The following is a 12,431-nucleotide window of genomic DNA, read 5'->3' as shown; positions in this document are numbered from 1 at the left end:
CTAAGAATAATGTAATTATGCAGCTCAGACATTTTCGCTGCTACAGTTGACTTATTCGATAATCCGCTTTCGCAAGCCATTCCGGCCGCACGGTAACTCCCCAGCCAGGGCCGTCCGGAATGGATATTTTGCCGTCCCGCACCACGAGATCCTCCATAAACAACTCCTTCGTCCAGTCATTGGATTCAATGCTGAACTCCATAAATGGACCGCGATTCGGAATCGCAGCACACATATGCATCGTAAAAATCATCACCATAGACAAATTGGCTGCATGCGGAGTACACGGCATTCCGGCATCCTGAGCCATATGTGCGACCTCAAGCGCCCGGCTGAGTCCGCCGATGTAGCAGATATCCGGCTGTACGATATCGACCGCATGCATAGCTACCATCCGCTCGAACTGCACCAGGTCGGTATCCTGCTCCCCGCCCGCTACATTCAGCCCGAGAGCGTCGGCGACTTGCTTGGTCCATTCGAGCCTTGGATAAGGACACGGTTCTTCATAATGCACCACACCGTGCTGTTCAAGCATTCGGCCCACCTCAATCGCACGGGCAGGGGTAAAGCCGCTGTTCGCGTCGACGTACAGCAGCGTTTCGTCACCAAGCGCACGGCGCACGGCAGGTACGATCTGCTCCGTACGGCCCGGATAAACGTCGACATCGTTCCCGAATTTGTTCGCGATTCGGAACTTAAAGGCGCGGAAACCGTGTTTGTCCTGAAGCCGCTTCAGACGCTCCGCCTCATCTTCCGGCATGATGTCACGCCGCATGCTGGAGCCGTAAACCTCAATGTCTCCTCGTTTGCCGCCCAGTAACTCGCATACGCTTTTCCCTAGACGTTTCCCTTTTAGGTCCCACAGTGCGGTATCGAGCCCGCCGACAGCCCGGCATACATAAGAGCCGGGAAATTTATGCTCGTGTGTAATGATGGCCTCCACGAGATCGGCTATTTGATCTGCATCCTTGCCCAGAGCTAGAGGAGCAATCTGCTGGTGCAGCACCAGCGCGGAAATATTGGCATGGTAAGGGGCGATTTGTCCGATCCCCTCGTGGCCATCGTCCGTGCGGATCCGGGTAAAGCAAATATTGGGACTGCTGAACGTTTCTATGCTCCTGATTTTCATCATAAACTCCTTTAACGTTTAACTTTCTGAACAAATTCAATATCCTCAAGCACCTGCGGACGGAATAGTTCCCATGAAAACGGCATTTTACCCAAATGCAGCAGCGGCTGCTTGACGTAATGAGAATTCGTCACACGTATCAGATCATCCCAGTGTTTAACGGCATTTGGGGCCTCCAACCATTGCAAGGCTTTTTGCCATTCCGCTTCATTGCCAGTTCTCACGTACAATTCATAAGAAACACCGGCACGCAGCTTAGCTGCAAAATAAAGCCCTAAATGCGCCCAAGCCTCGACATCCGCCATTTCGCAGCAAAGGGACGACGATCCACAGCCTATCGAGGCGAGCGCCGCCAAACCTTGCCGGGCGTCATTTTCCAACGTACCGGCTAGCTGGACCGGTGTCACGTAACCTTCAGTCGGTTTATTCGCGATGAAATGGTTGACGTAGCTGCGGATCGATAAATAGTCAGGATCAAGAGGTTGGCTTTCCAACAAATCCTCGAGCGAAATAAAGGCCTTTCCCTCGTTGTACTCGGATTTATCGGTGGCAAGAAATCCCTCAGAGTACAAAGTAAAATCCCAAGAGAATGAAAAAAACGAAGCAAACGCCATAGGCATCTTGCAAACTGACGAAAAAGCCGATAACAACGGGCGGCCCACAGACTTGCCGTAACGTCTTTCGATAGCGTTAGCAAACACATCATCGGCCGTATTTGGGTCATACAACAATCTTCCCCATAGCATGTAATACAACCAGTGCTTTTCAAAGGCATATGTCCATTGAATATGTGGACTACCCGGTGCATGGGAATAATCGTAGGCAGGAATAAAACATTCGGATCCGACGTAATACCCACCGACATAATCATGGCCGTTATCCAACAGATGTTTTCTGATAAAATCCGGCTGAGCCCAGCGCAACGTGAAGAAATCCTCATTTCGGACCATCCACGTGATTTTGTAATTTAGCGGTGTCGGGTCCCAGTATCCTTCCATGCCTTCAGAACCTCCATGCGTCATCAGAAGCTTCGTTGAAGAGTACGCATGTGACCAATTGAATTTAACTTCAACCCATACCGGTTGAAATAGCGTCTCGTTTTTTTCGATCGCGGTTCTCGTGATGTGCGGATCCACAGAGAATGGGGCGCGGTGGATAAATTTCACAGCGCGTTCGGCATTCTTCATCCCTTCAAAATACACATCAGCGATCCAATCCTGCCGCTCCTCAGGCGTCATGCCATTCATTCTTTCCCCTACGGAAATGCCAAAGCCGGCCAACCCGGGATACTCGTCGATAAGCTGCGTTACGCATTCACGGGTATACTGCTTGATTTGCTCCGTAGAGTAATAGTCTCCGTGATGGTAGAACGTCTCATCACTAACAGCATTCGTGTCATAATGCTCCCGGAACGATTCCGAGACGAAAATATTCCAGTTGATCAAATATGTTTCAATTCCTCGATCATGAGCCATTTGAAACAGCGATGTCCAAAACCGCTTCCAATCAACAAGTTCCTCATCTGTAAAGGGGGTGGCTTTGGGAAAATTCGTAGGCTTAATCATATAAGGGAATGGATGAAGGCACCATAAAGTCAGCACATTGTATCGGTTTTCTGCCATCATGTTCAAAAAGTCTTGCCAAAAGTCAAGACCACGGACCGTTTCCTTTTGTAATTCGAAGGATTCATTCCTTCGGTAGCTTGACCAAGGAAGATTGAACTTCACGGCTCGGAATGCAAATCTTGGATTAATGATGCACTCAGAGACACCTAATAAATTCCCGTGCTTCCGAAGTTGTTCCGCGACCTCAAGGACGCCATACATAGCGCCAGATTCGTCGCATGCCAGAACGAACAGTCCCTTATATCCGAGATGATCTGAGCGGCGTATTTCAAATCCTTCCGCCCCGACCGACACATCGACAGCCAAACCAAATGTTCCTTCCGCATCCGTGTCGTCCATAACAATTACGATACGATCATTTTCTTGGGACTGCATTGGGTTAAGGGTCCAGGTTTCACCCAATTCTGATATTGCTGATTGTAACCTGCGAATGGCAAAGTCTAGCTTTGGAGAATGATCCGGAAATGTTAGTGCTATTGTCATTGATTCTCTTCCTTTTCCCTGTAAAAAGTAGGCACGTTGCCGAGACAACATGCCCTCCCCATACTCACTTGACTCCGCGACTTAGTTATTTTTTCACTTTCCCATACCAGTCTCTGGCGCGTTTTGTTACCTCTTCCCCACCCGACTTATTCCATTTGTCTACGAACTCGTCAAATTTACTGATCGGATACTGACCAAGAATAATCTTGGTGGCATATTCCACATACAGCGTACGGTTGTTGATATCCGCAAAACCTTCGTAGATGTCTGCGGGCATTCCATCGCCGGCTATAACCTTGGCATACTTCTGGGCATCCTGCATATTACGAATGGTCTGGTCTGTAGCCCACTTTCTGTCTTCGGTGGACGTATTCTTGATGAGACTGGTCATAAAATCGAGGGTGGCCACATTTTTATACGGCTCGAAAATGATGTTCTCCTGGGTGCTCTTGTCATCCGGAAGTCTAACTGCTTTGCCGTCTTTCATGGCGTAGTGCATGCCTTCTACTCCCAGATACAGATCGTTCCAATTCTTTTTGTCGTACGCGTTGTTCAGCAGCTTCAAGGTAGCCATCAGCTTCTTCTGATCCTTGTTGTTCTTGACGACCCAGGCCGGAGGAGTCATCCTCTTCCAGGTATAGAAGCCTTTATATCCTGGAACTTCAAGTATCGGGAGTACCGAGTAATCGGCCTTAACTCCTGTGTTCTTGTTCATATTTTCCAGACGGTCATTAGTCGTTTCCGCCCAGTGGAAGTAGTTTCCGGCCTTATTCCCTTCTACCTTTCCATCCCACTTCTGTTTGTTGTTCAGGAGCGTCTCTTTGTCCAACAACCCATCTTTGTATAGCTTAGAGATAAATTCCAGTGCCGCTTTCATATTCGGAGTTACCGCGGAATAGGTCAGCTTGCCGTCGTATAGATCCCAATCCGGTATTCCCTCGAACATCGCAACGCCGTACATCGCGAAAAGATGATCCATCCAACGAGCCTGCTCCCTGCCGCCGGCCGGAACCTCGTCCTTTTGGCCGTTGCCGTTGGGATCCTTGTCCCGGAATGCCTCTAACACCTTCACATATTCGTCCAGGGTCTTGGGCATCGGTAGACCCAGCTTGTCGAGCCAATCTTTCCGGATCATGCCGGCGTATCTTCCATAGTCAAGCACACCGGGGATATAATAGATTTTCCCTTGCCCAGTAGGGTCGTTGGCCTTCACAATATCCCATACGTCCTTGGGAATAGCATTCCATACATTCGGCGCATACTTAGGCAATAATTCCGTCAGATCGGCAATGGCGCCGCTCTTGGCGAGGCTTGATTCGATACCATTATAAGGCGCGAACAGGTCCGGCATTTCGTTAGCGGCGATTTTCAGGTTTAGCTGGTTTAGGTAATTGGTGCCACCGTTCCATTCCACATAGGGATGCAGGACTCCCACGCCCAGCTTCTCCTTATAAAATTCGTATAATTTACTGCCCTTGGTGGTCGGCATATAGCCGTTGTTTTCTCTCCATACGACAAGATCCACGATTTCGTTCGTCATGCTCGAGTCCAGAGACGAAGATGCAGATGGTGCCGGAGAATCCGTTTTGCCGGAACAGCCGGCAAGGACCGAAAATGCAAGTGAAACCGAAACGGAAAGCGCACTGATTTTTTTGACTTTCATGCCATTTCCCCCTTGAATTTCGTTTGAATATGTTTCAGGCTTTTCGCCACAAAACCAATAATGATATTATCCTTTAACGGACCCGACCATGGCTCCCTTGACAAAGTACTTCTGCAAGAAAGGATATACGGCAATAACGGGAACGATCGCGAAAATAACGGTCGCTGCTCTTAATGTGCGTTCGTTATAATTCACGTCAAGCTTGGAAGGAACAAGCGCCATAATCACGCTATCATCGGTAATAAACTGCCGGATTTTGATCTGTAGCGGAAACAAGTCCGGATCTTGCAAGAAAAGCAAAGGCGTCTGGAATTGATTCCATATCACAACGCCGTAGAACAAGGCCAGAGTGGCCAGCACCGCCTTGGACAGCGGGAGCACGAATTGGAACAGCATCCGGAAGTATCCGCACCCCTCGATAAAAGCCGCCTCCTCCAGCTCTTTGGAAAATTGCTTAAAGAAGGTTCTCATGATGATCAGATTGAACGGATTCAGAATATGGGGCAAGATCAGGACCAACGGATTATTATACAATCCGACACCGCGGATGGTCAGGAAATACGGTACTAATGGCGCTTTAAACACCATCGCTATCACTACGCCGACCATAAGCACCGGGCCCCAGCGGAACTCCGACTTGGAAAGCGGATAAGCTAGCAGTGCAGTGATCAGCAGTGCCAATGCCGTGCCGATCACCGTCGAACCAAAGGTCAGAAAGAACGCTTTCCACAGGTCCGGACGGTAAATGATATAATTCCACGAGTCGAACGTGAATTCCCTCGGCCAGATCGTCACCAGATTCAGATCTACGGCTTTCTTAGAGCTGAACGAGGTGGAGAGGACGGACAGCAGCGGTATGATCGCAAAAATGGATAACAGAACAAGGACGATTGTAATTCCCAAAACGAATATCTTTTCTCCTCTGGATTGAGACATATCTACCAGAGCCCCCCATCAGACACTTTTCTAGACAACTTGTTGAAAATGAATACTAAAGTAAATCCAATCACCGACTGGAACAAGCCGACCGCCGTAGCAAAGCTGTACTGCGCTTGCTGGATTCCAGCTCGGAATACATAAGTGTCCAGAATGTCCCCCACGCTGTATGTCATCGGAGTAAGCAGGTTGTATACGTGATCGAAGCCCAGCTCCATGAAATTCCCGATCTCCAGCAAGAACAGCACCAACACGGTGGGCAGAAGGAGCGGAAAGGTAATGTGGCGGACCTGCTTGAACTTGGAAGCGCCATCAATCATTGCCGACTCATACAGCTGAGGATCAATTGCGCTGATGGCCGCCATATAAACGACAGTCCCCCATCCCGCGTCCCTCCATACGGCTGTGATAACATAGATCAGGCGAAAGTAATCGCTTTCTTGCATGACAAGTACGGGATCCTTACCAAACCAACCTATTACCACATTGAACAATCCGCTTAAAGAGAAGAAATCAAAGACGATGCCGGCGATGATGACCCAGGACAAAAAGTGCGGAATATAGAGCGCCGTTTGAATTCCTTTCTTGAGCGCCGACTTCCGGATTTCGTTGATCATGAGTGCCAGAAGGACCGGAATAGGAAACACCAGCACGATTTTGAGAAAACCGAGCATCAACGTGTTGCCGAATATCCGGATAAAATCGGGATGATGAGTAAGAGTCTGAAAATGCTTAAGCCCCACCCAAGGACTGTCAAGAATCCCTTGGAACACGGAATATTCTTTGAATGCGATTACAGTTCCAACAAGAGGAACGTATTTGAATACGATTAAAAATAGGATACCCGGAATGGCCATAATATATAGAGGCCACAACAATTTCATCCGATGGTTGGAGACTCTCTCCACTCTGCTACCTCCTGCAGCCACTTTCACCTGGTTATTTACGACTTTTTCCAACTTACTCCCCCCTGCAATCTACTGTTGTACTCGTTCACAAACACTATACTATTTCGTCCAGATTAGCTCAATTAGGCGTTTTTAAGTTTCTAACCACGTCATTTTTTAGATGTTTCTTGCTTCTCCTTTACTAGCCCGGACATTTCATATTCCAAACAGAGAAGCCCTTCCATTGGCGAAAGAGCTTTTTCCATTTCCTTAAAAATGCCATTGTTATGAACTATAAAATGCCCTGTTGGAGAATAGCTGAACAGATAGTATAGTTTTTTTGTAAACGGATACAAATTTCTGCCAAAAGGTGGTGGTTTTTTAAGAACGCTAACAAAGGTGTTCCGTTTGTACTCTTATTCCTGGCTAATGTGTCGCCAAAATCATCCTGTTTTTTAGGAGGTATATTTAATTCATGCTAAACTTAAACAAGTTGTTGAGGGTAAAAACTCTTAGTTTCACCCTAGCAAGTGTGTTACTGGGAACAAGTACAATCATCCCACAACCAAGCATAGCAAATGCGGCTCCAAGCCCTTCAGGTGCAGTGGTATCCGTTGATGCCAATGTCTCACAAGGCGCACTGTATAGAAGTGAACAATACTTCAACATATCCAAATATTTTACCTATGGGGAACAAAGAGATGCAGACATACAGTTTATCAATGACCAAGGTCTTCATAGTAAAGTTTTAAGGACTTGGGTTGACCAAGATATTTATGATGTGGACACCGATACGTATAATTTTAGCAAATATGACGATTACTTCTCCGATACAAGTCATATGGCGGATGCCTTACTCGTTAATATTAAGGCAGAGAAAGTGATCCCCGAATACCAGTCTCCTGATAAAGTCAAGCCTATCCTTAAGAATATTATTAGATACCTGAAACAGAATTATCCTAAAGTAAAGTATATTGAAGCTTTAAATGAGCCTGACGATGTGTATACCAATCGATATAAAGGCGTTATTACACCCGCCACAATATACAGCTATTATAAAGCGTTCTCCGATGCTGTATATGAAGTGAACGATGAGTTAAAACCTTCGGTCCCTTTACAGGTTGGAGGGCCTACGACAATGAGATTGGACCTCGACTGGTTACGTGGATTGCTTGACGGATATAAAAATGATACATCGCCAAAAAAGCAGCTTGACTTCATCTCCTACCACGGTTATTTTGTCGGACCGAACTATACCGGATTTGTTAAGGAGAATCCCAGTATCGTCGACACTCAAAGGATCCAGATCGATGCTGAGCTTAGCACCAGAGGCCTTAGCACGGATATCCCGTCATTCATTACTGAATCGGGGATTTACCCGGGAACTTTGTCTGATGTCCCCAACAGCAACGGGGGTGTTGGGCCGGACCAATTAAGACAGGCTGCAGGATTGGCATCACTTCATTACTGGTTTATGAATAACAGCAAAAACCACGCGTTTCAGTGGGAATTGCGTCATCCGGATAATTCCAGAAAGGATGTTTTAGTATCCAGAGATACCAATAATGTGGTGTTGTCAAATATACCTTCAGATAAATTTACGCCTTACGGAAATATGCTCTCCATGCTGTCCAAAATGAAAACGACCCGAATAGCGGCCACCTCGGATAGCATCGTGACCGGTAAAGGCGTATATGCCTTAGCCGCCAAGGATGATACAGGCGTTTCTCTGATGATGTGGAACTATCAGGGAACGGATACAAAAGGGTATAATACCGTTGCCAATGTATCCAACCTGCCTTCCATATTCAACGGTAAAAATGTCAGAGTGAAAACGTATAAAATCGATGCAACCACAAGTAATTATTATACCAATCCCGACAAAGCCAATCTCCAAATGGTAGACGACAAGACCGTGGCCCACAACGGGAATTACACCGCTTCCGTGCAGCTTGAACCGAATAGCTTGCAATTGCTGGTTCTGGAGCCCGTAAGCAAACCCTCAATTGCAACGGTCTCCGTTGATGCAAGCGTCTCACAAGGCGAGCTTTTTAGAAGCGAAAAGTACTTTAATATAGCCAAGCAATCCACTTTTCCGGCGGCACAGGCATCGAGGCCTGCGGATATACAGTTTCTTAATGAGCAGGGCCTTCATACCAAGATTCAAAGAGCGTGGCTGAATGAAGCAGAAATTTATGACGAAACCACGGGTTTATTCAACAATTATGGCCAAATTGACACCTATTTATCACAAGTAAGTAATATGGCCGATGAATTGCTAATTAATTTACGAGCTGAAAAAGTGATCAAAGAATTGGAATATACGCCTGCGCAGATCAAGCCTGTCGTAAAGGAATATATCAAACACATTAAACTGCAATTCCCCAAAATCAAGTATATAGAAGTTTTTAACGAGCCGGATGCACCAGCTAACAGTGAAGCTAACTACTACAGATTGGATCCGATTACAGGCAAACAAACGAATATCAATATTCTTTCACCCAGTAATCTATACGGCTATTATAAGGCATTCTCCGATGCGGTATACGAAGTCAATGTGGAACTCAATCCGTCAGTCCCTTTGCTGGTGGGTGGACCGGCTTTATACAATTTCGATTTGGATTGGTTCAGAGGGTTTCTGGATGGATATAAGAATGATACCTCTCCGGCAAAGAAGCTTGATTTTATATCCTATCACGGTTATTTAAGAAAAGATCCGGCGACTGGAAAAAATCTTTTCTATAAGGATACCCCCAACATGGCGGCGGCGGAAAGATCTGCGATTGAGACTGAACTCAGCAGTAGAGCCCTAAGCACGGAAATCCCGTCATTCATCACGGAGACGGGCATGTACCCGGGACCGCTGGGGGACGATCTTGACCTGGCCTCGCTTGCGACAGGAAAACCGCCAAAATTTGATTATATCGATAAAGATCAATTAAGACAGGCGGCAGGAATGGCCTCGCTTGCTTATTGGTATTCGGGCAGCAGCAGTAAAAACTATCCGTTCGGCTGGAATACGCGCCATAATGGCGGTAACGGCAGAAAGGATGCTTTAGTAACGAGAGATAGAAACAATAAACCCCTAAACCCCATTTATTCGGATAAGTTTACACCCTACGGAAATATGCGGGAAATGCAGTCAAAAATGAAAACGACCAAGGTATCGGCTGTATCGGATCGTATCGACAGCAACGGTAAAGGTGTATACGCTCTGGCTGCCAAGGATGATACAGGCGTTTCCCTTATGGTGTGGAACTATCAGGGCACGGGAAATACAGATTACAATCCGGCCATCACTATATCCAACCTGCCGTCCATATTCAACGGTAAAAAAGTCAGGGTAAAGATTTATAAGATCAACAATACAACGAGTAATTATTATAATGGAGACCCGGATAACCCTAACCTGCAAATGGTTGACGACAAGATCGTGGCTAATAACGGCTCCTACAGCACTTCTGTATACCTTGAACCGAACAGCTTGCAGCTTTTGGTATTGGAACCGATCGATACGAATGTGCTGCTGCGTAATACGTTTGACGAAGAGGTTACGGGAGCATTTCCAAGTTGGACAGTAACCAAGGCGGCGTACACGGCCGTTTCCATCATGAATGTGCCCAGTACGGTCAACCGGAGTGTTTACCTGAAGGATGATTCAACCGCAGGCTTTGCGCAGATTTCCAAAACCTTCACTGCGCATATGGAAACGCTCACAATTCAGTGGCGATTTATGGAAGAATCGAATGTAACGGGTGACCGATTTCAATTAAAGAGCGGCACTACTGTAGCAGCAGATGTATATGTGAATGATGCCGGAAGCTTGGTGGTACACGGCAACGCTCTCCAGAGCCTAAGCGCCAGAACGTGGTACAACGTGAGTTTGACGGCAAATCCTGCCACGAACAAATACGACATCTACGTAAATAACACTTTGAAAGCATCGGGAATACCGTTTTCCGCTCCGTTCACGAGCCTGGATACGATCAGCTTCCGCACCGGGGAAGCTGACAAGAACACGCTATACATCGATGATGTGACGATTTCCGATATAACCCCGCCCTCGTGGGCGAACAACAAAGGTTTGGTTGCCACCAGCCGCAGCCAAAACTCCATAGGGCTTTCGTGGAGCGGAGCAGATAATTCAGCCGCAGCTTACCGAGTTTATAACGGAGCTGCCTTATCCACTACGGTCGTTGGCTCCACATATGCCACCATCGGCAGTTTGACATCGGGCAACGATTATACCTTTACCATTCAGGCCGTCGACGCAAACGGCAACGCAAGCACGGACGGCCCAACGCTTAACGTGTCCACGACTTCTTCCCGAAGCGGCGGTTCCGTGAACAGCGGGAGCGGCGCATCTCCAGGCGAATCCGTTCCGAGCGCGGGCTTAACAGCAGACGCGGAAGGGAAGGTAGACTCCGATTCGCTCATATCGGCCCTTGCCGCTCTGAATCTAGTTGAAATTGCGGCGAATGGAGACAGCGTAAGCTTGCCGGCTGCAGGTCTCATCGATGCTTCGAAGAATCCAAGCTCAGCTGTGAAGGTGATCTCAGCGAACGGATCTTTCGTTCTTCCGCTGTCTGTTCTGAAGCTGGAGGAGCTAGTCCAATCCATAGGGGTCAGCATAGACGATCTGAATGTAAGCGTATCCATAAAGAAAGTAACCGGAGATATCGCCACAGGCGTTGCGGAGGCCGTCTCCAAAGCGAATGCATCGTCTGTCTCCGACGCGGTTGACTTCAGCGTGACCGTTCAAGCCAAAGGCGGAAATTCATATGACGTAAACTTTGGCACAACCTATGCTTCCCGATCCGTCGACGTACAAAAAGCGGTTGACCCTGACAAAGCGACGGGGGCGCTGTTCAATGAGACTACCAGAAGTTTAACCTTCGTACCTGCTACTTTCGAATTCAAGGATGGCAAAACGATCGCAACCCTGAAGCGGAACGGCAGTAGTGTCTACACGGTTGTTGAGCTAAACCGGAGCTTCGACGACATCGCCGCTCACTGGGCAAAGACAGATATAGAACTGCTGGCTAACAAACTTGTGATTGACGGGGTATCGGAACGTACATTCGATGCCGACCGCAGTATCACCCGTGCGGAATTTGCAGCATTGATCGTTCGGGCCTTGGGGCTTAGCCCCAAGACGTCGGCTTCCTCATTTGTTGATGTCAATGCCGATGCTTGGTACTCGAACGCTGTCTCCACAGCTTCGGCTGCCGGAATCATCCATGGTTATGAAAACAGCACGTTCCGTCCGAATGCGCCAATTACCCGTGAGGAGCTTGCGGCAATGGCTATCCGGGCCATGAACTACGTCGGCGAGGGCAGCAGCCTTGCTCCTTCGGACCAATCCATGATTCTCGGCCGATTCAAGGATTCCAGCAAAATCGTTTGGGGGCAGAAAGAAATCGCTGCCGCAATCAGTGTAGGTTTGATCGACGGCATGTCCGATGACTCACTCGGTTCCAACGGAATGGCAACTCGTGCACAAACCGCTGTCATCCTGAAGCGTTTCTTAAAAGCCGTCCATTTTATAGATTAAACATATAAAGAGATGATATTGGGGTCCTTCCACGGACCCCTTCTTTATTAATGGGTTCTCAGAGCCAAGTCCAGAACGTTCAGACATCTTTTTTAGCATGTTAGGATGAAAAAAAATCGCCGGATTCGTTTGACACTTAGTGTCGAACGAATCC

General features: G+C 47.6%; 6 protein-coding genes. 1 reads left to right on the top strand and 5 read right to left on the bottom strand.

Going from position 1 to position 12,431, the window contains the following annotated elements:
• Nucleotides 1–40: 40 nt before the first annotated feature.
• From CF651_RS15045 to CF651_RS15025, 5 genes are all read right to left on the bottom strand, one after another.
• Nucleotides 41–1,132 carry a mandelate racemase/muconate lactonizing enzyme family protein gene (locus CF651_RS15045; RefSeq protein ID WP_218827851.1) on the bottom strand — a complete coding sequence of 364 codons (1,092 nt, stop codon included), beginning with the start codon at nt 1,130–1,132 and terminating at the stop codon, nt 41–43.
• An 8-nt stretch (nt 1,133–1,140) separates the two neighbouring features.
• A complete protein-coding gene (locus tag CF651_RS15040; RefSeq protein WP_144029053.1) occupies nt 1,141–3,237 on the bottom strand; it encodes a hypothetical protein in 2,097 nt (698 codons plus the stop codon).
• A gap of 85 nt (nt 3,238–3,322) precedes the next feature.
• Nucleotides 3,323–4,900, bottom strand: a complete 1,578-nt coding sequence (locus CF651_RS15035; protein WP_094015686.1) for a type 2 periplasmic-binding domain-containing protein — start codon at nt 4,898–4,900, stop codon at nt 3,323–3,325.
• 66 nt (nt 4,901–4,966) lie between these two features.
• The gene (locus tag CF651_RS15030) at nt 4,967–5,836 is read right to left on the bottom strand and encodes a carbohydrate ABC transporter permease (RefSeq protein WP_094015685.1); all 870 of its coding nucleotides are present in this window, start codon (nt 5,834–5,836) and stop codon (nt 4,967–4,969) included.
• Between the two features lie 2 nt (nt 5,837–5,838).
• Nucleotides 5,839–6,720: an ABC transporter permease gene (locus tag CF651_RS15025; protein ID WP_425436274.1), complete on the bottom strand. Its 882-nt coding sequence runs from the start codon at nt 6,718–6,720 to the stop codon at nt 5,839–5,841.
• Between the two features lie 1,141 nt (nt 6,721–7,861).
• On the opposite strand from CF651_RS15025, the gene CF651_RS15020 reads away from it, so the two are divergent.
• The gene (locus CF651_RS15020) at nt 7,862–12,277 is read left to right on the top strand and encodes an S-layer homology domain-containing protein (RefSeq protein ID WP_179232822.1); all 4,416 of its coding nucleotides are present in this window, start codon (nt 7,862–7,864) and stop codon (nt 12,275–12,277) included.
• The last annotated feature ends 154 nt before the right edge of the window (nt 12,278–12,431 follow it).

It is taken from the genome of Paenibacillus rigui (genome assembly GCF_002234615.1).
In the GTDB taxonomy this organism is placed as follows: Bacteria; Bacillota; Bacilli; order Paenibacillales; family NBRC-103111; genus Paenibacillus_S; species Paenibacillus_S rigui.
Note: the sequence above shows the minus strand (reverse complement) of the source record. Positions and strands in the feature narration are given on the sequence as shown.

Excerpts from the sequence above, each read along its gene's own strand:
- CF651_RS15035 (WP_094015686.1), bottom strand. The coding sequence starts at position 4,900 with ATGAAAGTCAAAAAAATCAGTGCGCTTTCCGTTTCGGTTTCACTTGCA.
- CF651_RS15045 (WP_218827851.1), bottom strand. The coding sequence starts at position 1,132 with ATGATGAAAATCAGGAGCATAGAAACGTTCAGCAGTCCCAATATTTGC.
- CF651_RS15030 (WP_094015685.1), bottom strand. The coding sequence starts at position 5,836 with ATGTCTCAATCCAGAGGAGAAAAGATATTCGTTTTGGGAATTACAATC.
- CF651_RS15040 (WP_144029053.1), bottom strand. The coding sequence starts at position 3,237 with ATGACAATAGCACTAACATTTCCGGATCATTCTCCAAAGCTAGACTTT.
- CF651_RS15025 (WP_425436274.1), bottom strand. The coding sequence starts at position 6,720 with ATGAAATTGTTGTGGCCTCTATATATTATGGCCATTCCGGGTATCCTA.
- CF651_RS15020 (WP_179232822.1), top strand. The coding sequence starts at position 7,862 with ATGAGATTGGACCTCGACTGGTTACGTGGATTGCTTGACGGATATAAA.